The 22695-nt window shown below is 73.1% G+C and carries 20 protein-coding genes; 6 read left to right on the top strand and 14 right to left on the bottom strand.

Features of this window, described 5'->3' with window-relative positions; all coding sequences use genetic code 11:
• Positions 1–82 precede the first annotated feature (82 nt).
• A complete protein-coding gene (locus tag DEJ28_RS10675; protein ID WP_111117368.1) occupies positions 83–1231 on the bottom strand; it encodes a hypothetical protein in 1149 nt (382 codons plus the stop codon).
• 137 nt (positions 1232–1368) lie between these two features.
• On the opposite strand from DEJ28_RS10675, the gene DEJ28_RS10670 reads away from it, so the two are divergent.
• A complete protein-coding gene (locus DEJ28_RS10670; protein WP_111117403.1) occupies positions 1369–2280 on the top strand; it encodes an NmrA family NAD(P)-binding protein in 912 nt (303 codons plus the stop codon).
• 8 nt (positions 2281–2288) lie between these two features.
• A complete protein-coding gene (locus DEJ28_RS10665) occupies positions 2289–2912 on the top strand; it encodes a dihydrofolate reductase family protein (protein ID WP_111117367.1) in 624 nt (207 codons plus the stop codon).
• A gap of 12 nt (positions 2913–2924) precedes the next feature.
• On the opposite strand, the gene DEJ28_RS10660 is transcribed toward DEJ28_RS10665, so the two are convergent.
• From DEJ28_RS10660 to DEJ28_RS10650, 3 genes are read right to left on the bottom strand one after another with little or no spacing between them, the layout of a single operon-like run.
• Positions 2925–3611, bottom strand: a complete 687-nt coding sequence (locus DEJ28_RS10660; RefSeq protein WP_111117366.1) for a response regulator — start codon at positions 3609–3611, stop codon at positions 2925–2927.
• Positions 3608–4945 carry a sensor histidine kinase gene (locus tag DEJ28_RS10655; RefSeq protein ID WP_111117365.1) on the bottom strand — a complete coding sequence of 446 codons (1338 nt, stop codon included), beginning with the start codon at positions 4943–4945 and terminating at the stop codon, positions 3608–3610. Before DEJ28_RS10655 ends, DEJ28_RS10660 begins: the two co-directional genes overlap by 4 nt.
• Positions 4932–5858 (bottom strand): CPBP family intramembrane glutamic endopeptidase, encoded by a 927-nt coding sequence (locus DEJ28_RS10650; protein ID WP_111117364.1) that lies wholly within the window; start codon positions 5856–5858, stop codon positions 4932–4934. The genes DEJ28_RS10655 and DEJ28_RS10650 overlap by 14 nt, the downstream gene beginning before the upstream one ends.
• A gap of 116 nt (positions 5859–5974) precedes the next feature.
• Here DEJ28_RS10650 and DEJ28_RS10645 point away from each other — a divergent pair, with 116 nt between their 5' ends.
• A complete protein-coding gene (locus DEJ28_RS10645; protein ID WP_111117363.1) occupies positions 5975–7414 on the top strand; it encodes an amidase in 1440 nt (479 codons plus the stop codon).
• A 359-nt stretch (positions 7415–7773) separates the two neighbouring features.
• Positions 7774–9549: an N-acetylglutaminylglutamine amidotransferase gene (locus DEJ28_RS10640; protein ID WP_111114754.1), complete on the top strand. Its 1776-nt coding sequence runs from the start codon at positions 7774–7776 to the stop codon at positions 9547–9549.
• Between the two features lie 28 nt (positions 9550–9577).
• Here DEJ28_RS10640 and DEJ28_RS10635 read toward each other — a convergent pair whose 3' ends face one another.
• The 7 genes from DEJ28_RS10635 to DEJ28_RS10605 form a co-directional block, all read right to left on the bottom strand.
• Complete coding sequence (locus tag DEJ28_RS10635; RefSeq protein WP_111114753.1) at positions 9578–11053, bottom strand: aminotransferase class I/II-fold pyridoxal phosphate-dependent enzyme; 1476 nt, start codon at positions 11051–11053, stop codon at positions 9578–9580.
• Positions 11054–11616: 563 nt separating this feature from the next.
• The gene (locus DEJ28_RS10630) at positions 11617–12429 is read right to left on the bottom strand and encodes an ABC transporter ATP-binding protein (RefSeq protein WP_502866926.1); all 813 of its coding nucleotides are present in this window, start codon (positions 12427–12429) and stop codon (positions 11617–11619) included.
• Positions 12426–13244, bottom strand: a complete 819-nt coding sequence (locus tag DEJ28_RS10625) for an ABC transporter ATP-binding protein (protein ID WP_111114752.1) — start codon at positions 13242–13244, stop codon at positions 12426–12428. Before DEJ28_RS10625 ends, DEJ28_RS10630 begins: the two co-directional genes overlap by 4 nt.
• Entirely contained in the window at positions 13241–14179 is a 939-nt protein-coding gene (locus tag DEJ28_RS10620; RefSeq protein WP_258367959.1) for an ABC transporter permease, read from the bottom strand. The genes DEJ28_RS10625 and DEJ28_RS10620 overlap by 4 nt, the downstream gene beginning before the upstream one ends.
• Entirely contained in the window at positions 14176–15129 is a 954-nt protein-coding gene (locus DEJ28_RS10615) for an ABC transporter permease (protein ID WP_111114751.1), read from the bottom strand. Before DEJ28_RS10615 ends, DEJ28_RS10620 begins: the two co-directional genes overlap by 4 nt.
• Positions 15130–15157: 28 nt before the next feature.
• Positions 15158–16678, bottom strand: coding sequence for an ABC transporter substrate-binding protein (locus tag DEJ28_RS10610; RefSeq protein ID WP_111114750.1), 1521 nt, complete (start codon positions 16676–16678; stop codon positions 15158–15160).
• 56 nt (positions 16679–16734) lie between these two features.
• Entirely contained in the window at positions 16735–17679 is a 945-nt protein-coding gene (locus tag DEJ28_RS10605) for an alpha/beta fold hydrolase (RefSeq protein ID WP_181433635.1), read from the bottom strand.
• A 65-nt stretch (positions 17680–17744) separates the two neighbouring features.
• Here DEJ28_RS10605 and DEJ28_RS10600 point away from each other — a divergent pair, with 65 nt between their 5' ends.
• The gene (locus DEJ28_RS10600; protein ID WP_258367957.1) at positions 17745–18680 is read left to right on the top strand and encodes a siderophore-interacting protein; all 936 of its coding nucleotides are present in this window, start codon (positions 17745–17747) and stop codon (positions 18678–18680) included.
• Positions 18680–19474 carry an ABC transporter ATP-binding protein gene (locus tag DEJ28_RS10595; protein WP_111114747.1) on the top strand — a complete coding sequence of 265 codons (795 nt, stop codon included), beginning with the start codon at positions 18680–18682 and terminating at the stop codon, positions 19472–19474. The genes DEJ28_RS10600 and DEJ28_RS10595 overlap by 1 nt, the downstream gene beginning before the upstream one ends.
• A gap of 525 nt (positions 19475–19999) precedes the next feature.
• Here the strand turns inward: DEJ28_RS10595 and DEJ28_RS10590 are convergent.
• The 3 genes from DEJ28_RS10590 to DEJ28_RS10580 form a co-directional block, all read right to left on the bottom strand.
• Positions 20000–20356, bottom strand: a complete 357-nt coding sequence (locus DEJ28_RS10590; protein WP_111114746.1) for a Fe-S oxidoreductase — start codon at positions 20354–20356, stop codon at positions 20000–20002.
• A gap of 2 nt (positions 20357–20358) precedes the next feature.
• Positions 20359–21762, bottom strand: coding sequence for a dihydrolipoyl dehydrogenase family protein (locus DEJ28_RS10585; protein ID WP_111114745.1), 1404 nt, complete (start codon positions 21760–21762; stop codon positions 20359–20361).
• Between the two features lie 84 nt (positions 21763–21846).
• The gene (locus DEJ28_RS10580) at positions 21847–22668 is read right to left on the bottom strand and encodes an arginase family protein (protein ID WP_111114744.1); all 822 of its coding nucleotides are present in this window, start codon (positions 22666–22668) and stop codon (positions 21847–21849) included.
• Between the last annotated feature and the right edge of the window lie 27 nt (positions 22669–22695).

Below are 22695 nucleotides of genomic sequence, written 5' to 3'. Positions count from 1 at the left end.
GCGTCGCCGCCCCGCGCCTCCAGTCAGCAGTGCGCAGCCACCTGCAGAGCCCCACCCGCGTCGCGGGGGGACGGTGCCGGGACTACGCGTTCGAGCCGGAGCCGTCGTCGGTGCTGTCCGTCGACTCGCTGTCGCTCTCGGTGGACTCGCCGCTGACCGCGATCTTCGCGGGGAAGTCCGCAGCGGGAACCGAGCCGCCACCGATGATGTTCGCCGCGCGGCGGTGCTGGCTGATGGTGAAGCCGGAGTCGCCGGTGCTCGGCTTGACGAGGAACGGCACCCAGCCGGTCGTGCTCTCGCCGGAGGAGATGTAGCCGTCCTCGGTGAGGCCGGCGAAGCCCTTCTCGGCGAGCGCGGTGGCGACGTCCGAGTTGGAGTACCGGTCGAGCTTGTCCCCGTCGGCGGTGATCAGCTGCAGGTCGCTCGGCGCCCAACCGGAGGTGTACACGTTGCCCGCGTCGGCCTTGATGTGCACGGCGACGATGTGGCCGCTCTCGTAGTCGACCGCGGCCGGCAGCGGGAAGTTCGTGATGATCTGGTCGACGGTCACGGTGTTCTTCGTGACGTCGTCCGTGCTCTTCGCGGAGGCCTTCTTCGGCGTCGCGCCCTCCTTCGCGGCGGTGACCGCGGAGTCGGCGCCGGTGTTCTGCAGCAGCGGCCCGGTCATCGTCCGGGCGGCGTACTTCTTGCCCGACTCGTAGTCGGTGTGCTCCGCACGCTTCCACGTCAGGTCGGCCGACTTCGACGTGTCGAGCAGCTGCAGGGCCACCCAGCCGGTCTTCGTCGAGCCGGTCGAGACGTAGCTCGGCAGCGCGGCGTACCCCTGCGCCTCCATCGCGGCCTCGAGGCCGCCGGCGTAGAGCTGCGACGACGTAGTGTCCTGGTCGTCGGAGAGCCCGAAGTCGGACGTCGAGACCGAGTAGCCGTCCTCGGGCACGGTGACCTTGAGCTGCACGAGGACGACGTCGCCCTGCGAGCTCTTCAGCGACTTCACGTTGTCGGTCTTGAGCTTCGTCGAGACCTGCTTCACCTGCACGCGGTCGCCGAGCTGCGTGTCGGTGAGGGTGACCCCCACCTTCTTCTCGACGTCCTTGGTGAGGTCGATCTTCACGGCCGAGCCGCTCACGGGCTTCGCGTCGTCGCCGCCGGACTTCCCCTCGGCAGAACCGGAGCCGCCGCCGCTGCACGCGGTGAGCGTCAGGCCGAGGAGCACGGCGGTGGTCGCGGACATGGCAATGGTCTTGAGTTGCACGGTTCCCCCTGGATGCGCCACCCCAACGGTGGTCAGTGCGACCATTCTGCCCGAATCCACAGGCGGCGTCCGCCCGTGCGGCACCGACCCGCCCACGCACCCGTAGCGTGGCGCTCATGACCACCACCGTCCTCGTCGCCGGCGCCACCGGAGACCTCGGCGGACGCATCGTCCGCGCCCTCCGGCAGCACGACACCAGCGTCCGCGTCCTCACCCGTTCCGCCGACAACCCCGCTGCGGCCCGGCTCGCCGCCGACGACGGCGTCGAGGTGGTGGCGGCCGACTACGGCGACCACGCGGCTCTCACGGCGGCACTCGCCGGCGTCGAGGTCGTGGTGTCCGCGGTCAGCGGGACCCGCCCGGTGATCGTCGATGCGCAGCGCGCCCTGCTCGCGGCCGCGGTCGACGCCGGCGTCCGGCGGTTCATCCCGTCCGACTACGCCTCCGACTACCGATCGATCACCCCCGGGACGAACCGCAACTTCGAGCTGCGCCGCGAGTTCGCCGCCGACGTCGACGCGGCCCCGATCCGTGCGACCTCGATCCTCAACGGCGCGTTCGCCGACATGTTGACCGGGCAGGCGCCCCTCATCCTGTTCGACCGGCGACGCGTGCTCTACTGGTCGTCGGCCGACCAGCTGCTCGACTTCACCACGAAGGACGACGTCGCCCGGACCACCGCCCGCGTCGCCCTCGACCCCCGGGCACCCCGTGTCGTCGAGGTCGCGGGGGACCGGGTGACCTCGCGGAGCATCGCCGACACCATGTCGCAGCTGACCGGCACCCCGTTCCGGCTGCAATGGGCCGGCACCGCGGGCACACTCTCCACGATGGCCCGGGTCGGACGTCGGCTGTCGAAGGCGGGGGATGACGAGCCGTTCCCCGCGTGGCAGGGTATGCAGTACTTCGTCAGCATGTTCAGCGGCGAGGCCGAGCTGCGCCACGTCGACAACGACCGGTACGGCGTCGACGAGTGGACGACCGTGCGCGACGTGCTCGCGGCGCACCTCGGCAGCCGACAGGACTGAGGACACCGATGACGGACACCACGTGCCACATGTCGATCTCCCTCGACGGGTTCGTCGCCGGACCGGACCAGAGCCGCGACCAGCCCCTCGGCCTCCGCGGCGGCGAGCTGCACACGTGGCACATGCCCGGCGCCGACGTCACCGACGCGGACCGCACGGCGACCGGCTGGCTGATGCGACCGCGCGGCGCCTACGTGATGGGCCGGAACATGTTCGGGCCCGTCCGCGGCGAGTGGGACGAGGACTGGCGGGGCTGGTGGGGGAGCGAACCGCCGTACCACGCGCCCGTCTACGTGCTCACCCACCACGCGCACGAGCCGATCGAGCTCGAGGGCGGCACGACGTTCCACTTCGTCACGGACGGGTTCGACGCGGCGTACGCGCTGGCGTCCGAAGCCGCCGCGGCCGGGGTCGGCGGCGTGGACATCGCGGGCGGGGCCTCCACCGTGCGGCAGGCGCTCGTCGCGGGCGTCGTCGACGAGTTGACGATCGACATCGCGCCGGTGCTGCTCGGCTCCGGCGAGCGGATCTTCGACGCCGACGTCGCGGGCACGGCTCCGTTCGACTTCGAGCCGGTCGAGGTGCTGCACTCCCCGCTGTCGACCCACATCCGGTACCGCCGCCGGGCCTGACGACCGGTCCCGTCAGTCGGCCGGCACCTCGTCGGCGCCCGGCACCGCGACGATGCGGTTCTGGTACGCCCACACCACCGCCTGCAACCGGGAGCGCACCCCGAGCTTCGGCAGCATCCGCGCCAGGTGCGACTTCACCGTGGAGACCTCGACGACGAGCGCCGCGGCGATGTCCTCGTTCGACATCCCCTGCGCCAGCAGCATGAGGACGTCCCGCTCCCGCGCGGTCAGCACCCCGTCCACCCGGTCGCCCGTCACCGGCTGCAGGCTCCGGCGGGACACGAACTCGCGGAGGACCCGTCGGGTCAGCGACTGGTCGATCGTCCCGTTGCCCGCCGCGACCTGCCGGACGGCGTGGACGATGACGTCCGGCTCGGCGTCCTTAAGGAGGAACCCGGAGGCCCCCGCCTCGAGCGCGCCGAACACCAGGTCGTCGAGGTCGAACGTCGTCAGCATGAGCACCGGCACCGCGGGGTCGGCGTCGGGTGCGCAGAGCTCCCGAGCCACCTCGATCCCGTTCCGGACCGGCATCCGGATGTCGAGGCACGCCACGTCGGGCCGGGTGCTCCGCGCCAGGGCGAGCGCCTCGCCGCCGTCGGCGGCGACGCCGACCACCTCGATGTCGGGCTCTGCCCCGAGAAGGGCGGACACGCCCGCTCGGACGAGGGGCTGGTCGTCCGCCACCAGCACGCGGATCACCGGGCCACCCCCGGACCGGCGGCCGTCGCGTCGGACGCGGGGCGCGCCTCCCGGTCCACGACCAGCGTCACCACCCAGCCACCGGTCGCGGTGGGACCGACCTGGAGGCGCGCCCCGACCAGGTCTGCCCGCTCGCGCATGCCACGCAGTCCGTTGCCACCCGCGGGGCTGGTGCCGACCGCCGGGACGGTCGCCGCGCCGTTCTCGACGCGGATCTCCAGACGGTCCGCGTCGCGGTCGTCGAGGACGACCGTGCACGTCGCGCCGGGGGCGTGCAGGGCCACGTTGGCGAGGGCCTCCTGGACGGTCCGGTACGCGGCGAGCTGCGTCAGCGGCCCGATGCCGTCCGCCAGCGGGTGGTCGCCGGGCCGGACGTCGAGGTCGACGGCGGTCCGGAGACGGGCGCGTTCCACCAGGTCGACGATGCCGGCGACGGTCTCCACGGTGCGCTCGGCGGGGGCGTCGTCGCGGAGCAGCCCGACCAGGCGACGGAGGTCATCGAGGACGGCCGTCGACTGCTCCCGCACCTGGCGGACGCCGTCGTGGGCGCTGTCCGGGTCGGTGTCGATCTGGCGGTCGATCACCGCGGACATCAGGGCGATCCCGGACAGGTGGTGGGCGGCGATGTCGTGCAGCTCGCGGGCCATCGCGGCGCGCTCGCGGGAGACGGCGGCTTCGACGCGGGCGTCGTGCTCGCGGTCGACGGCGGACGCCTCGGCGGTGCGTGCGGTGCGGACCTCGCGGCGGGATCGGACGAGCAGGGCGACGACGAGGGGGAGTCCGACCGCGCCGACGGCCTGCAGGACGCCCTGGCCGAGGGACGCGGCGAGCCCCTGCCCGACACCCGTGCGGAACGCGCCGGACGTGATCGCCCAGGACGTGCCGCTCCCGACGACCACCAGTACTGCCGCGACCGAGAGGGGCACCCACAGTCGTGCGAGCGGGACCCGGAGGGTGGCGAGCACCACGGCGACGACCACCGGCAGCGCGGTGAGCCCGAACAGTGCGGTCGGGGCGAGGAGGGCCACGACGATCGGGATCGCGGCGACCACGAGGAGCGTCGTGCGCGGGGCCCGGCGTGCGCCGAGGAGCACCGCGGACTGGGCGAGGACGCCGAGGGCGAGGAGGTTCCACGCGGCGCCACCGAGCGCCGGGTACACCGTGCCGGTGCCGTCCGGGTCGGCGGCGTCGAGCGGGGGGAGGCCGAGCGCGAGAGCGAGGGCGACGAGGGCGGTGACGACGGCGATGCGGACGTCGACGCGTCGCGCGCCGGTGCCGGTGCGGGCGCCGTCGCGGGCGCCGGTGCGTCGCGCGCGCGGGTCAGCGGGTGCCATCGTCTGATCCTACGAGGCGCGGGTAGCCGAGGCGGCCACGGGTGGTGACGAGCAGGACCACGGCAGCCACGGTGGACACGATCGCGAGACCCTGCATCATCGTGCCGGCGGTCATCCCCGGGTACATGTCGGCCCAGAGCGTCGAGATGGTGTTGTTCACGCCGACGTGCAGGAGCATCACGACCGGCAGGCTCTCGCCGGTGCGGTTGAACACCCACGTGATGACGACGTTGAACGTGATCGTGAAGAGGGCGAAGACGAGCGGCTCCGTCCAGTGCGCGTCCGGCCACCCGCCCCAGTCGGAGAAGTACAGCGGCATGTGCCAGAGCGCCCACAACGGCCCGAGCACGGCCGCGGCACCGAGCGGACCGAACCGCTCCTGCAGACGGGGCAGGGCGAAGTCACGCCAACCCGGCTCCTCGGACAGGCCCGTCGTGAACAGCTGCACGACGAGGCCGGGGACGAGCGCCACCAGGGCCATCAGCGACGGCGCCTGCACCTGTCCGCCGGCGAACGGGAGGCCGGTGACGACGATGAGCGCCGGCACCCCGACGAGCGCGAGGGCGTACCAGTACCAGGCCACCCGCCAGCGCCAGAGCCGACCGACCCACCGCCGCAGCCCCGGACGGCCGTCGGCGATCGCGGTGACGAGGAAGGCGCCGCCGAGCGGGCCGAGGAGCGCGCCCGGCAGGACGCCGGAGAACTGCGCGGAGCCGAGGAACTCGGGGAAGTGGACGTCCCAGACGCCGAGGCCGTGCGGGGACAGGATGTACGGGATCCACGCCAGCCAGCTGAGGCCGAGCGCGAGGGTGGCGAACGAGGCGAGCGGATGCCGCGAGATCACCCCGCGGAGCCCGGTGCGCCGGGGAGTGTCGGGGCCGGCGGTGCGCCGGTGTTCGGTCTGAGTTGTCATGACATCGACGCTAGGAAGCGCAGCGCGCCGGGACGACCGGCGAACGGACGCACCCGCCGAGGTTCCTCCGAAGGATGCAAGCGTGCCGTCCGTGCCGCCGAATAGGCTCGGGAACCGTGTTCGAACTCCACCACCTCGCCGCACAGGAACTCTGGGACTGGATCCGCCGCGGCGACGCGACCGCGCTCGAGGTGACCGACCACTACCTGGCCCGCATCGAGCGCCTCGACCCGGCGCTCGGCGCCTTCGTGACCGTGACGGCGGGGGCCGCACGCGACCGGGCCGAGCACCTCGGCGACCGGGTGCCGACGTCGAGACCGTTGTGGGGCCTCCCGTCCGCCGACAAGGACCTGTACGACCGTGCCGGGGTCCCCACGCGCAACGGCACCACCTCGTTGCCCGAGCTGCCGGCACCCGCCGACCACCCGCTCGTCGCCGCGCTCGCCGCAGCCGGTGCCGTCAGCCTCGGCAAGACGGCGTCGCCGGAGTTCGGGATGTCCTCGTCGTCGGAGACCCGCTTCGGTGTGACCCGCAACCCGTACGACACGACCCGGGCGCCCGGCGGTTCGTCGAGCGGTGCCGCGGTCGCCGTCGCCGCCGGACTCCTGCCCGCCGCGGTCGGCTCCGACGGCGGCGGCTCGGTGCGGATCCCCGCCGCGGCGACCGGGCTCGTCGGGCTCAAGCCCAGCCGTGGCCGCGTGCCGTCGATGCCCGGCCGGTCCGGTGTCGGCGGGCTGAGCGTCGCCGGCCCCCTCACCCGCAACGTCGCCGACGCCGGCATGCTGCTCGACGCGCTCGTGGCACCGACCGGGCTGCCGGAACCGCACCCGTACGCGCTCGTCACGCCCGGTGTCGGCGAGGGCCCGTTCACCGCCGCGGCCGTCCGGGGCGAGGGCCGTTTCGTCGTCGGGCTGTTGGACGGGTCGCCGTGGGACGACACCGTCGACGTCGTCGTCGACCCCGCGGCCCGGGCAGCCGTCGAGACCGCCGTGCGGGTGCTCGGCGAGGTCGGTCACGGCGTCGAGGACGTCGCGATGCCCCGCGCGCCGTACGCTGCCGCCTTCCGGGTGGCGTGGGAGTCGAGTGCGGCGCGGCTGCCGATGGTGCCCGGGATCGACCTGTCGGCGCTCACGCCGCTGGTGTCCTGGTTGGTCTCCCGCGGACAGGCACTGACCGGCACGCAGGTGCTCGACGCGATGACCGCGCTCGACACGTTCTCGGCCGCGCTCATCGGCGCGTTCGACCGGTTCGACGCCGTCCTGACGCCGACGCTGGCGCTCACCCCGCGGCCGCTCGGCTGGTACGGCGACGACCCGGAGGAGGACTTCCGCCGCCAGTGCGCCTACTCGCCGTGGACGTCGATGGCGAACGTGTCGGGCCTCCCGGCGATCACGCTGCCCGTCGGCGTGACGGAGGACGGCCACCCCGACGGCGCCGGTCTGCCGATGGGCGTGCAGCTCATCGGGCGGCCCGGCGGGGAGCGCGTGCTGCTGGCGATCGGCGCGCAGCTCGAGCGACGCCTGCGGTGGCAGCGCCGGCATCCGCCGATGTGGTGAGGTGCGGGGCGGGCGGTGCGGTGCGGCGTGTGGTTCGCTCTCGTTGTGCACAGGTGTACGGCAACGCCGCAGTCGTACGACATCGGTCATGACGCAGCCGCGCGTCCGCAACGGTTGCACGCGCGGGGTTGCGACGAGGTCGTCGTCGTACGACAACGCCGTTGTCGCGCCGACCCGCCAGCCCGCTCCGACCCGCCAGCCCGCTCCGACCCGCCCGCCCGCTCCGACCCGGCAGCACCCGCGCGCCGCCGCTCCCGCCTCCCGCCACCCGCCCCGTCCGTTCTGCGCGACCCGCCCGCCGGCCTGACCCGCCGCCCGGCCCACCGCGAGTTCCGTGAGGGTGGACGGAAGGGCTCGAGATGTGTGGACTGGCCGCGGACGTACGGTTCGACGGAGGCCGAGCAGACGTCGGAGCCGTGCAGCGGATGGCGGCGTGCATGGAGGACCGCGGCCCGGACGGCGGCCGTGTGTGGGACGGGGGCTGGGCGGTCCTCGGACACCGTCGGCTCAGCGTCATCGACCTCTCGGACCGGGCCGCGCAACCGATGACCTCGGGCGTGCAGGACGTCACGATGGTCTTCAACGGCTGCGTCTACAACCACGAGGAGCTCCGACACGAGCTGGCGTCGGACTACCCGTTCCGGACGACCAGCGACAGCGAGGTGATCCTCGCCGCCTACGCCCGCTGGGGTGAGGCGTTCGTCGACCACCTCGTCGGCATGTTCGCCGTCGTCCTCGTCGACCGCACCGGCGAGCGCGTCGTCCTCGCGCGGGACCGGCTCGGCATCAAGCCGCTCTACCTGTCCCCGGTCGACGGCGGCGTGCGGATCGCGTCGACGCTGCCCGCACTCCTCGCGGCCGGGGGAGTCGACACCGCGCTGGACCCGGTCGCACTGCACCACTACTTCAGCTGGCACTCCATCGTCCCCGCACCGCGGACCATCCTGCGCGGCGTGCAGAAGCTGCCGGCCGGAACCGTCCGGGTCATCGACCGGTCCGGGACGACCGACCGCGTCTACTGGTCGCCCACCTACGAGCGCGACGAGCGTCACGCCGACTGGGACGCGCGCGACTGGGAGGACGCGATCGAGGACGCACTCCGGGTCGCGGTCCGCCGCCGTCTCGTCGCGGACGTCCCCGTCGGGGTGCTGCTGTCCGGCGGACTGGACTCGAGCCTCCTCGTCGCGCTCCTCGCCGAGGAGGGCACCGGGACCACCAGCACCTACAGCATCGGGTTCGACGACGCCGGGGGTGAGCAGGGCGACGAGTTCGCGTTCTCGGACGTCGTCGCCGACCGCTTCGCGACCGACCACACGCGTATCCACGTCCCGTCGTCCGCCCTGCCCGGTGCGCTCCTCGACTCCGTCGACGCGATGACCGAGCCGATGGCCACCCAGGACGTGGCGGCGTTCCACGTGCTCTCACAACGGGTGGCCGAGAGCCGACGCGTCGTGCAGTCCGGCCAGGGAGCGGACGAGGTCTTCGCCGGCTACGCCTACCACCGGCCCGCGGTCGACGTCCCACGCGGTCGGGCCGCCGACGTGTTCGCGCGGTCGTTCGTCGACCCGGCGGCGTCCTCGCACGCGCTGCTCGAGCCCGGCCTCCTGCCGGCGACCGACGTCAGTCACGTGTTCCTGCAGGACAGCCTCGGCGCCGCGGGCGCCGAGACCGCCCTCGACGCGGTGCTCCGCTTCGACACGCACGTCCTCATGGTGGACGACCCGGTGAAGCGGGTGGACAGCATGACGATGGCAGCGGGCCTGGAGGCGCGGGTCCCCTTCCTCGACCAGGACCTCGTCGCACTGGCGGCCGCCTGCCCGCCCGAGCTGAAGGCCGCCGACGGTGGGAAGGGGGTGCTGAAGGCGATCGGTCGCCGGCTGCTGCCGGCCGAGGTCGTGGACCGTCCGAAGGGGTACTTCCCGGTGCCCGCCGTCCGGAACCTCGACGACGACGTCTTCGCCGTCGCGCGGGACGCGCTCCTCGCGCCCGAGGCGCAGGCACGGGGACTCGTCCGGCCGGAGGCCCGCCTCGCCCTGCTCGAGGACCCGACGCGCTACCGGACCCGCGTCGGCGGCACGGTGCTCTGGCTCGTCGCCGTGCTCGAGCTCTGGCTGCAGCGACAGGGGATCCGCTGACCCGGTGCACCGCCCGCGCCGCGGCGACTCAGCGCTCCTTGACCACCCGCACCACCTCGAGGCTGCCGTCCGTCGGGTCCGGCATGACCATCCCGGCCTCGAGCCCGCTGCGGAGGTAGTCGATCACCTCGGCGGTGAGCCGTTCACCGGGCACGTACGCGGGGATCCCGGGCGGGTACGGCGTCGCCTGCTCGGCCGCGATGCGCCCTGCGGCCTCGTCGACCGGCACCAGCTCGACCTCGCCGAAGAAGGCCTCCCGCGGCGTCATCACGGACTCCAGGAGCAGGCCGGACGGCTCCGGGACCCGGACCTGCGGCGGGTGCGGCAGGTCCGGGGCGGCGGCCGCCAAGGACTCGAGCGCGTGCACGAGCCGGTCGGTGGTGAAGTCGTCGTCGGCCAGCGAGAGGTCGATCCCGACGTGCCGGTGGTCGGACGTGCCGAGGTCGAGCTGGTGGTGCTCCCGGACCCAGTCGACCGCCTGGTAGCCGTTGATGCCGAGTGCCTGGAGGTCGAGCAGCATCCGCATCGGGTCGAGCTCGTGCGACGCCTCGACGCCGAGCAGTTCGTCGTGCAGCACGTGCAGACCGTCGATCGCCTCGATGCGCTGCCGGGTGCGCTCCGCCAGCTCGATCGACGACGCGATGAGCCCGGCGCCGTCGCGCATCATGTGCCGACGCCAGCCGTCCATCCCCGCGTACACGAGCACGTTCGGGCTCGTCGTCATGAGCATGTCGGCGCAGGCCCAGAGGTGGTCGTGGTCGACGAGCTCGCCCCGCAGGTGCAGCACCGAGCCCTGCTCGAACCCGAGCCCCATCTTGTGCACGCTCGTCACGCAGACGTCGGCCCCGGCGTCCATGGCCCAGGTCGGCAGCTGCGGCGAGAACGGCAGGTGCGCACCCCACGCCTCGTCGACGATGAGCGGCTTGCCCCGGGCGTGGCAGACCTCGGCGATCCCGGCGATGTCCGCGCACGTCCCGTACGGCGTCGGGCTGACCACGAGGGCGGCGGCGGCGTCCGGGTGCGCGTCCCAGACTGCGGCGTAGTCGGCGGGCGACGGCGGGTGCGAGATGCCCTGGTCGCGGTCGAGCCGCGGTTCGACCCAGTACGGCTGCAGCCCCGAGAAGACGAGGCCGGCCGTCACGGACTTGTGGGCGTCGCGACTCAGGAGGATCCCGCCCTCCACACCCGCGACCGCCAGCATCGCGGCCTTCACGGAGAGGGAGCTGCCGCACGTCGAGAAGAACACCCGGTCGGCGCCGACGGCCTCGGCCATGAGCGCCTCCGCCGTGGCGAGGTACCCGTTCGAGGACTTCCGGTCGTCGAGCCCGCCGCTCGCCAGCACGTCGGCGCGGAACGGGTCCTTGCCGAGCACCGCGAGCGTGTCCGCGTCCAGTCCGCGGCCCTGGCGGTGCCCTGGAGGCGAGAACCCGTAGCGGTCACGGGCGTGGTAATCGCGGAGGGCGTCGAGGAAGGGTGCGTCGTTCTGGTCGAGGTCCGTACTCATCGTCCCCGTCTACCCGATCGGCGTTCACCGCCGGCCCAGGACCCGCCCCTCGCACCGTGCGAGGTCCGCCCGGCACGTCCGGTCCGCCGCGGGCACCGTGTCGCAACCTGCGCACGCATCGGGCGACGTTCCGCGCGTCGATCGACGGGTGCGGTGTCGCAACATGCACACGCACAAGTTGCGTGCGCATCGAGCGACGTTCCGCGCGTCGATCGACGGGTGCGGTGTCGCAACATGCACACGCATCCGGTGGCGCGCGTCCCAGCGTCCCCAGCTGACGGCCTGGAGGCGCGGTGCGGGGCCGCCACGCGCCTCCAGGCTGTCAGATGCTCACGTCACGGGCGTGGCAAGCGGTGCGCACATCACGGCACCCTCGCACCGTGCGAGGATGCCGCGGCACCGAGGATGTGGTGCGAGGTTCCGCACGCCGTGCGAGGCTGCAGGGCCCGCACCGAGTACGGAACCTCGCACCAGACGCGCACGGCGCGGCCCGTCGCGCGCACCCTCGCACCGTGCGACCCGCGACCCGCGACCCGCGACCTCGCACCGTGCGACCCGCGCCCTCACGGCAGCGTCGGCGCCGCCTCCACCAGGGCCCGCGTCACGGGGTGCACCGGCGCGTCGAGGATCGACACCGGCCCGTGCTCGACGATCCGACCGGCCGACATCACCGCCACGGTGTCGCACAGCCGTTGCACCACGCCGATGTCGTGCGACACCAGGACGAGCGTCAGCCCGAGGTCGTCGGCGAGCGAGCGGAACAGGTCGATCACGCGCGCACGGACCACCACGTCGAGGGCGCTCATCGGCTCGTCCCCGAACAGGATCCGCGGCGAGTGCACGACTGCCCGGGCGATCGCGATGCGCTGCCGCTGCCCGCCGGAGAACTCGTGCGGGTACCGGTCGACGACGTCGGCGGGCAGGTCGACCCTCGCGAGGACCTCGCGCACCAGGTCGGCGTGCGCCCCGGGCAGGCGCAGCGCGCGCAGGGGCTCCGCGACGATCGAGCCGACGCGCATCCGTGGGTCGAGCGACGCGTACGGGTCCTGGAACACCACCCCGGTCTCGCGACGGAACCAGCGCATCGCGGCCGCGGATCCGGACGCGACCACCGGACGACCGGAGGCGGTGACGGTGCCGGCGGAAGGTGCCTCCAGGCCGGCGAGCAGCCGTACCAGGGTGGACTTGCCGGATCCCGATTCACCGACGATCCCGAGCCGGGCACCGGCGGCGACCGTCAGGTCGACGCCGTCGACGGCGGTGCGGACGGGGCCGGGCTCGAAGGGCCCCCGGCGCGGCAGCCGGTACGTCCGGTGCAGGCCGTCGGCGTGCAGGACGTCCGCGTGCAGGCCATCGGCGTGCAGGGCGTCGGTCACGAGGTCCTCCTTGCCGTGGCGCGGGCGGCCTCGACGAGCGCGACCGTGGCGGGGTGCTGCGGCGCCGCGAGGAGCGACGCCACCGAGCCCTGCTCGACGACCCTCCCGGCGTCGAGCACCACCGCGGTGTCGGCGATCCGGGACAGCACCGCGAGGTCGTGCGTCACGAAGACCATCCCCGCCGTGAGCCCCTCGAACAGCTCGAGGATGCGCGCCTCGGTGGTCACGTCGAGCGCTGTCGTCGGTTCGTCGGCGACGAGGTACGAGGGCTCGCCGGCCATCGCCATCGCGATGCAGATCCGCTGCCGCTGCCCACCGGACAGCTGGTGCGGGTACTGCCGCAGGAGCGACTCCGGGTCGGGCAGGCCCACCGACGCCGCCAACGCGGTCGCGGCCGCGGTCGCCGCGCGCCGGTCCATCCCACGGTGCAGCCGGAGCGGCTCCGCGATCTGCGCGCCGACGCGGCGCAGCGGATCGAGGGCGGTGCCGGGCTCCTGGAACACCATCGCGATGCCCGACCCGCGGTGCCGCGCGCGCTCGCGGTCGGGCAGGCCGACGAGTTCGGTCCCGTCGAGACGGATGCTGCCGGTCACGTCGGCGCCGGTCGGCTCCAGCCCCATCAGGGCGAGGGAGGTCATCGACTTCCCGGATCCGGATGCGCCGATCACGCCCACGCGACTGCCTGGAGGCACGGTGAACGTCACGTCGTTGAGGATCGTCCGGCGGTCGATGCGGACCGTCAGACCCCGGACCTCGAGACCCCGGTCGTCGAGACCCCGGACCTCGAGTCCGGTGGCGGGCGTCGCGTCGGTCATGCGGTGACTCCCGGGCTGGTCGTGGCGGGGTCGTCGGGCCCGCGGCCCGCTGCGCGGTCGTCGGGCGCACGGCCCGCTGCGCGGTCGTCGGGCCCACGGCCCGCTGCGCGGTCGTTCGTCGTCAGCCGGGGATCGGTCGCGTCCCGGACGGCGTCGCCGAGCAGGGAGAGCGCCGCGACGACCAGGGCGATCGCGGCTCCCGGCCAGGTGGCGCTCCACGGGTGCACGCCGATGTACGTCTGCAGGTCGGACAGCATGCTGCCCCAGGACGCGGTGTTCGACCCGGCGCCGTACCCGAGGTACGACAACCCGGCCTCGGCGAGCACCGCGGTCGCCATCGCGAGCGACAGCTGCACGGTGAAGAGCGGCGCCGCGTTCGGCACCAGGTGCCGGAACAGCACGCCGGCACCGCCCACGCCGGACGCCCGCGCCGCGGTGACGTAGTCGCTCCGGGCGATGCGCCGGATCTCCCCGCGGGCGACCCGCGCGATGGTGACGCCGAACGACAGGCCGACGCTCACGATCACGACGCCGAGGGATCCGCCGGCGATCGCGGTGAGGAGCATCGCGGTGAGCAGCGTCGGGAACGCGACGAGGATGTCGAGGAGGACCGCCATGCCCTCGCGGACCCATCGCGCGGTGAGCGAGCCGATCGCGGTGAGCACGATGCCGACGACGCTCGCGATCACCCCGGACCCGACCGCGACGAGCACGGTCGTGCGGGTGCCGGCGAGCAGGTAGCTGGCGATGTCCCGGCCGGAGGCGTCGGTGCCGAACCAGTGCGCGGCGCTCGGTGCCTCCCACTGGTGGAAGGGGTCGGTGCGGAACGGGTCCTGCGGCGTCCAGACCAGCGACACCACGGCGAGGACGACGAGCAGGCCGAGCACGACGACGGCGAACACCCCGGTCGGCCGGGCGACGAGACGGCGGATCACTCGGACACCTCCCGCTGCCGGGGGTCGAGGGTGCGGTGCACGACGTCGACCGCGAAACCGACGAGCAGCACGAGGCCGGTGAGCACGAGGAGCTCGGACTGCACCTTGGTGATGTCACGGCGTCCGACGTCGGTGACGAGCATCCGGCCGACGCCGGGGAGCGAGAACAGCTGCTCGACGACGACGGCGCCGACGAGGAGCCCGGCGATCTGCACGCCGAGCACGGCCAGCACCGTCAGGGCCACCGACGGCAGCCCGTGGCGGAGGAGCGCCTGCGTCCGGGTGAGCCCGATCGCCGCCGCGGTCCGGACGTGGTCGGCGTCGAGCACGCCCAGCGTCGCGGACCGGGTGAAGCGGAGGATGACGGCTCCCTCGACGGCGCCGATGGTCAGTGCCGGCAGCACGAGCGACGCGAACGCCCGCCCGGGTTCGTCCCAGCCGTCGAGCGGGAAGCCCTGCGTCGGCAGCCAGTGCAGCGTCACGGCGAAGAGCGCGACGAGGAGCATGCCGGCCCAGACGATCGGGACGGCGGCGACGGCCTGTGCGACGAAACCGATCACCGCACCGCCCGGACGCCGTCGGAGCACGGCGGCGAGCACGCCGAGCGGCACCCCGATGACGAGCGCGGCGACGAGGGACATCCCCGCGAGCGGCAGCGTCACGGACAGCTTCTGCACGATCTCGGGCGCGACCCGGCCGTCGGTGACGAGCGACCGGCCGAGGTCACCGCGGAAGACGCCACCGATCCAGTCGAGGTACTGCACGACCACGGGGCGGTCGAGCCCGAGCTGCTGCCGGAGTTCGGCCACCTGCGCCGGGGACGCCTGCGTACCCGCGACGATCTGCGCCACGTCGCCGGGGAGCACCCGCAGGGTGGCGAAGATGATGATGCTCGCCACGAGCAGGCCGACGACGAGCAGCAGCAGCCGCCCGACCAGGAACCGGGTCACGACGGCGATGCTCCGGGAGCGGCCGGCGTCACTTGACGGCGAGCTTCGACAGGTCGAGGCGGGAGTTCGTGCCGTCGTACGGCACACCGGTGACGCCCTTCCGGACGGCCGTGATCGACGTCGCGGTGTAGAGCCACTCGCCGGCGGCATCCTCGCTGACGATCTTCGCCGCCTTCTCGAGCGCGGCGTCCTTCTCGGCATCGGTGGTCGCGGCGACCGAGTCGGCGTACAGCGACTGCACCTCGGCGTTGTCGTAGCCGAAGTAGTACTCCGGGTTCGCCCAGTTGCCGAAGTCGCGCGACTCGACGTGGTTCACCATGGACAGGTCGAAGTCCTTCTTCTCGAAGACCTGCGACAGCCAGGTGGCGAAGTCGACGCGCTTGACGGTCAGGGTGATGCCGACGTCGGCGAGCTGCGACTTGAGGACGTCGCCGATCGTCGCCGAGTAGATGTTCGCGTACGTCAGCGTGAGGTTCAGCTTCGGGTGCCCGGCCTCTGCCAGGAGCTTCTTCGCGTTGTCGGGGTCGTACGCGTCGATGTCGGTCAGGTCCTGGTAGCCGGGGTCGAGCTCCGGGATCGGGCCGCCCTGCTCGACGCCGGTGCCGCCGATCGCCTTGATGATCGCCTTCGCATCGATCGCCTGGCGGATCGCCCGCCGCACCTTCGCGTCGGTGAAGGGTGCCTTCGCGTCGTTGAACGCGAGCGTGTACTTGTCGGTCGTCTTGCCGGTGTGCAGGCTGATGTCCGAGTTGCCCTGGAGCTGGCTCTTGAGCGTGCCGTCGACCGAGGTCTGCACGTCGAGGTCGCCGTTCGCCATCGCGTTCACCGCGGTGGACGGCTGGGTGATGTACCGGAAGACGACCTCGGCGACCTTGGCCTTGGTGCCCCAGTAGTCGGCGTTCCGCTTGAAGGTGAGCGAGTCGCCCTGCTTCCAGCTGGCGACCTCGTACGGGCCGGTGCCGTTGGCGGTGTCGGACAGGTCGTTGTCCGCGGCCTTCTCGAGGACGAGCCCGGCGCGTCCGGTGAGGTTCCAGAGCAGGTCGGAGTCCGGCTTGGCGAGCTGCAGTTCCACCACGCCGGCGGACGGCGAGGTGATCGACGTCACGTTCGCGAGCTGCGCCGAGTCGACGTACGAGTCGTTCGACTTGACCTGCTGCAGGGACCACACGACGTCGGCCGCGGTGACGTCCTTGCCGTCCTGGAAGGTGGTGCCCTTCCGGAGCGTGAACGTGTAGGTCAGCCCGTCGGACGAGACCTGGTGCTCCGAGGCCAGCACGTCCTTGACGTCGCCGTCAGCCGTCCGACCGACGAGCCCCTGGTAGACGTTGTCGATGAGCACCTGGTCGAGCGCGGCCCCGGACTGCGTGCGGATGTCGAGGCTGGTCGGCTCGAGCACGAGCCCGACGCGCACGGTGGCGTCGGCGCCGCCGTTCTCGTTCGACGAACCGGAGCAGCCGGTCAGCGCGAGCGCCGAGACGACGGCGACCGCGGTGGCGGCCAGCACGGTGCGTCCGATGCGGGAGGTGCTGCGGGAGAGGAGCGGACTCATGGGGTGTGGGTTCCTTCCGGGCGCGGGCGGTGGTCGGTGCTCGCGCTCGCACGAGGTTACCGGCGGCTGGTGCCGTCCGGCGACGGTTCTTCGATCCGGTGCAACAAACCGTTACGTTCCCCCCATGCCCGGATCGCCGACGCCAGTTCGAGGGGTGCCTGGTTCTGCACCGCGTGCCGCGCCTCGACGGTGACGATCTCGGCATCCGGCAGCCGTTCGGCGAAACGGGCGTGCAGCTTCGGCGAGACGTAGCCGCGGTCGCCCCGGACGAGCAGGATCGGCACGTCGAGGGCCTCCAGGTCGGGCCACGCGTCCGCGAACCGCCCCACCGAGGCGGTCCGGCCGGCGGGCAGGTGCGGGAAGTGGTGGCGTCGGACGAGCGTCCCGTCGGCACCGAGCCGGGTGGTGTGCCGCGCCTCGCGGAGGAGCACGTCGCGGTCGTCGCCGACGCGGGCCTCGACGGCGCGGTCGACGACCTGCTCGAGGGACGCGAACGGCTCCTCGGCCTCGAGTGCCCGTGCGATCCGGTCGACGGCCCGCTGCGCGAAGTCCGGCGACATGTCGACGAGCACGAGTCCGGTGACCCGCTCCGGTGCGGTCGCCGCGAGCCGGGCCGCCAGGATCGCACCGAGCGAGTGACCGACGACGATGCCGGCCGGCACCGCCAGGGCGTCGAGCGCGTGGAGGACGCTCGGCGCCGTCGCGGCCGCCGCGTAGTCGGCGTCGTCGCGCCAGCCGGACCGGCCGTGGCCGGGCAGGTCGACGGCCACCGCCGGCTCGCCGACGGCGAGGGCCGTCTGGTCGAAACTGTGCGCGTCGATCCCGAGCCCGTGCAGGTAGGTGATCCGCGCCTCCCGGTCCGCCCCGCCCCACCGGATCGCGGCGATCTCCTGTCCGTCGGTGGTGCGGACCACCTGCCTGGAGGCGCGGAGCGGCTCCGTCACACCGCTCGCGCGGGCGAGGTCGGCCAGGTCTGCGAATTCGTCGTCGGCATCGGGCACGAGGACGATCCTCGCACCGTGCGGAGCCTTGGGAGTCTTAGGTAAGGCATGCCATACTTGCCGTCGTGGCAGCCCGGTACCGTGTCTTCTCCGTCCGCGTGGCAGCCGTCACGTCGCTCACCCCGTCGTTCGTGCGGGTGACCCTGACGGGCGACGCCCTCGCCGAGTTCTCCTCCGTGGGGCTCGACCAGCGGATCAAGGTCGTGCTGCCGATCCCCGGGCACGGGTTCACCGACCTGCCCGACGGCGAGGACTGGTACGGCGCGTGGCGTGCCCTGCCCGACGCCGTCCGGAACCCGCTCCGCACCTACACGGTGCGGTCCTTCCGACCCGGTGCCCGCGAGCTCGACATCGACTTCGTGGCCCACGGCGACACCGGGCCCGCGTCGCGGTGGGTCTCCTCGTGCCGTGTCGGCGAGGAGCTCCGCATCGTCGGACCGGCCGTCCCATCGTCGCCCGCCGAGCTGCCGACCGGCGCCGCCGAGTTCGACCCGGGTGCGGCGAACCGGATCCTGCTCGCCGGCGACGAGACCGCTGCGCCGGCCATCTGCGCCATCCTCGAGGCACTCGACGTCGCCACCGTCGGCCACGTCTTCATCGAGGTCCCGACCGACGCCGACCGACTGCCGGTGACGGCGCCCGCCGGGGTCGAGGTCCGCTGGATCGCCCGGAACGGTGCGTCGCACGGCGTCCGGATGACCGACCAGGTGCACGCGTGGGCGTCGTCCGTCGCTTCGTCGTCCGTTGCTGGCCCGTCTGCGGTCGCCGCGGGTGGGTCCTGCGGTGAGCCTGTCGAGCTGACCGACGTCGACGTCGACGTCGACGAGCAGGTGCTCTGGGACGTGCCGGAGTCCGCCGACGACCGCCCCGTCTACGCCTGGATCGCGGGCGAGGCCGGCTGCGTCAAGGAACTCCGTCGCCACCTCGTGCGCGGCGTCGGGCTCGACCGGGAGCAGGTCGCGTTCATGGGGTACTGGCGGCACGGCAAGGCCGAGAACTGATGGCGGTCCCGACGACGGCGCTCGGAGCGCGTGGCCTGACCCTCGCCTACGACGACCGCGTCGTGGTGTCCGCGCTCGACGTCGACGTGCCGGACGGTGAGCTCACCGTGATCGTGGGACCGAACGCCTGCGGCAAGTCGACGCTGCTGAAGGCCTTCGCGCGGACCCTCAAGCCGACCGCGGGCGCCGTGTACCTCGACGGGTCGCCGATCTCGTCCCTGCGCCCGAAAGCGGTGGCGCGGCGTATCGGCATGCTCCCGCAGACCCCGATCGCTCCGGACGGCATCACCGTCCGCGACCTCGTGTCCCGCGGGCGGTTCCCGCACCAGGACCTGCTGCACCCGTCCTCCGGGTCCGACCGGGTGGCCGTGCAGGCCGCGCTCGAGCAGACCGAGACCGTCGCCCTCGCCGACCGGAGCGTCGACGAGCTGTCCGGCGGGCAGCGCCAACGGGTGTGGATCGCGATGGTGCTCGCGCAGGAGACCGACATCGTCCTGCTCGACGAGCCCACGACGTTCCTCGACATCGCGCACCAGTACGACGTGCTCGAGCTCGCGTCGGCGTTGCACGCGGCCGGCCGGACCGTCGTGGCGGTGCTGCACGACCTCAACCAGGCCGCGCGGTACGCCACGCACGTGATCGCGATGCGGGACGGCTCGATCGTGGCGTCCGGGCCGCCGGCGTCGGTCGTCACCGCCGACCTCGTCGAGGACGTCTTCGGCCTGCCGTGCGTCGTCGTCCCCGACCCGGAGACGGGCACGCCCCTCGTGGTCCCGAGGCGCCGCGCCGCCTGACCCCGGGCCTGGCCGTGCTCGGTGGCCCCCGGTCTCCGTCTCCGGTCTCCGCCTCCGTCTCCGCCGAGATCGCACTTCCGCGGGCCCGCGCTCGCGCCGATCCGGCACGAAGTGCGATCTCAGCGTGCCCGCGGTCCGCGTGCCCGCGGTCAGCGGTCCGCGTTACGGCGGGTCGTGCGCCGATATGCCGAGATCGCACTTCCGCGCGCACAGGGCAGGCCGACGCGTCACGAAATGCGATCTCAGCGGTGGACGCACGCCGGGACGGACTGGAGGCGCGGTGCGGCCCGGCACTGTGCCTCCCGTCCGTCGTGGGGTCGCGTCTCGTTCCCGGCGCCCGCGAGATCGCACTTCCGCGGCCCGCGCTCGCGCCGATCCGGCACGAAGTGCGATCTCAGCGTGCCCGCGGTCGGCGTGCCCGCGGTTCGTGCGCCGGTCCGCGAGATCGCACTTCCGCGGCCCGCGCTCGCGGCGATCCGGCACGAAGTGCGATCTCGGCGCGGGGGCCGCGAAGCACGGCGAGGGTCAGCGGTAGTTGCCGTCCTCGAGGCCGGCCTCGATCTCGAACCGGTTGCGCAGCGGGTCTCGTCCGGCCAGGGCGTAGACGATCGGCATGAGCATGCCGTACCGCCGCCACTGGACGACGTGCACGCGCTCGTGGCGGAGCACCCGGTCGCCGTCGTTGTCACGCGTCAGGTACACCGAGCCGACGCAGGTGCCGCCGCGACGGAACACCCACCGCGGCAGCCCCGTGCAGACGATCAGCCCGTCGACGACCCGGACCGGCCCGGTCGACAGAGGCACGCCGACGGCGAGGCCGACCGCGGTCGCGAAGGCCCACCCGGCGCGGGACACCGGGGAGTCGAGCAGGACGTTCCGCACCGTTACTCCGGGCGGCCGTACGTCTCGAGCAGGCGCAGCCAGATCTCGTTCATCGTCGGGTAGGCGGGGACGGCGTGCCAGAGTCGGTCGATCGGCACCTCGCCGACGACGGCGATCGTGGCGGCATGGAGCATCTCGGCGACGTCCTGGCCGACGAAGGTGACCCCGACGACGACCTTCCGGTCCTCGTCGACGACCATCTTCGCGCGGCCGGAGTAGCCGTCGGCCTGCAGGGATGCGCCCGCGACGCTGCCGAGTTCGTACTCGACGGCGCGGACGGTGAGGCCCTGCTCCCGCGCCTTGGACTCGGTCAGGCCGATGCTCGCGACCTCGGGGTCGGTGAAGGTGACCTGCGGCGCCGCGGCGTGGTCGGCGGTCGCGACGTGGGCGCCCCACGGCTCGGTGTGCAGCGGCGTGCCCTGGTGGCGGGCGGCGATCGCCTCGCCGGCGGCACGTGCCTGGTACTTGCCCTGGTGAGTGAGGAGCACGCGGTGGTTCACGTCACCGACGGCGTACAGCCAGTCGGTGCCGTGCACGAGCATCGTGTCGTCGACCTGCAGCCAGTCACCCGGCGTGAGTCCGACGGACTCGAGACCGAGCTCGTTCGTGTGCGCGGAGCGACCGGTGGCGGCGAGGACCTCGCTCGTGATGACGGTCGTGCCGTCGTCGAGGGTCGTCGTGACGAGACCGTGCTCGTCGCGGTCGACACGGGTCGGGTTCACGCCGGTGCGGACGTCGATGCCGAGTTCCTGCATGGCGTCGGCGACGAGCTCGCCGGCGAAGGGCTCCATGCCGCCGAGGAGTCCGTGCCGTGCGACGAGGGTGACCTTCGCGCCGAGGGACGCCCACGCGGTGGCGAGCTCGGAACCGGAGACACCGCCGCCGATGACGAGGAGGCTCTCGGGGACCTGCTGGGCGCTCGTGGCCTCACGCGTGCCCCACGGCTTCGCCTCGGCGAGGCCGGGCACGTCGGGGAGGGAGTGCAGCGACCCGGTGACCACGGCGATCGCGGCCGCGGCGGTGTACGTGCGACCGTCGACCTCGATGGTCTTCTCGCCGGTGATCCGGGCGTGCCCGCGGATGAGGTCGATGCCGGCGGAGTCGAGCCAGGACACCTGGCTGTCGTCCTTCCAGTCCGAGGTGAAGGAGTTGCGGCGGGCGAGGACGCGGGCGGCGTCGAGCTCGCCGGTGACGGCCTGCTTCGCCCCGTCGAGCCGCTTCGCCGCGGCGAGTGCGTGTCCGCTGCGGAGGAGTGCCTTCGAGGGCATGCACGCCCAGTACGAGCACTCACCGCCGACGAGCTCGGCCTCCACGATCGCGACACTGATGCCGCGCTTCTTGGCGTAGTCCGCCACGTTCTCGCCGACTGCGCCGGCGCCGATCACGATGAGGTCGTAGTCCGTCATGCTGCTGAGCGTACGCGGAGCGGCACGGATCCCGCCGACCGCGACGGTTCGGACGACGCGGCGGTCCGGACGGGATGCGGTGGGTCACACGGCCCGGGCCGCGCTCGTCAGTGCTCCGACCGCCCGCAGGATGACGCCGAGGTCGTCGACGGCACGGTCCGGGTCGACGGGGGCGAACCCGGTCAGTGCCGCACCGGCGAGGCGACGGCCCCGGGTCGCCGCCTGGATGCGCTCGACGAGGCCGGCGCCGTCGAGACCGAACGGCACGGGTTCGAGCAGGCCGTCGACCTCGGACGGGTCGAGGACGTCGAGGTCGACGTGCACGAACACGGACGTCGCACCGGTGGCGTCCACCGCGGCGGCGATCGCCTCCGGTGTGGCCGCGTCGACGTCGAGGTGCACGATGCCCGCGCGGTCGAGGGCGTTCGACTCGGATTCCTCGATGCCGCGGACCCCGGCGACCACGATCGACGAGGCCGGCAGCGTGGGGATCCCCGGGAAGAGGTCGTCGGAGCGGTCGACGAGGATGCGCAGCACCGCGGTCTCGGCCGCGACCGGTTGCGCACGGTTGAGGGCGCGGAACCCGCTCGACCCGGCGATGCGCACGAACGCGGTGTCGGGGCCGAGCCCGGTCGTCGCGCCGAGGACGCTCGCGCCGTCCCCGCCGACGACCAGCACCGGTTCGCTGGCGACGCTGGTCTCCTCGGCGACGCGTTCGGTGACGGCGAGCACCGAGGTGTACCGGGCGACGGCCGTCTCGAGCCGGTCACCGGCGCCGGCGGGGACGTCGACGACGGTGGTCGACGCCCGGGGGAGGTCGGCCGCGATGGACGACGCTCCGTCCCCGAGGCGCATCGCGCGCGACGACGCCGAACCCTGCCACTGACCGACCACGAGGAACTGCATCGTGTCAGTCTGTCAGCTGGGGTCCGG

Origin of the sequence: Curtobacterium sp. MCPF17_002 (assembly GCF_003234115.2) — a bacterium.
In the GTDB taxonomy this organism is placed as follows: Bacteria; Actinomycetota; Actinomycetes; order Actinomycetales; family Microbacteriaceae; genus Curtobacterium.
This window is presented reverse-complemented; position numbering and strand designations above follow the sequence as displayed.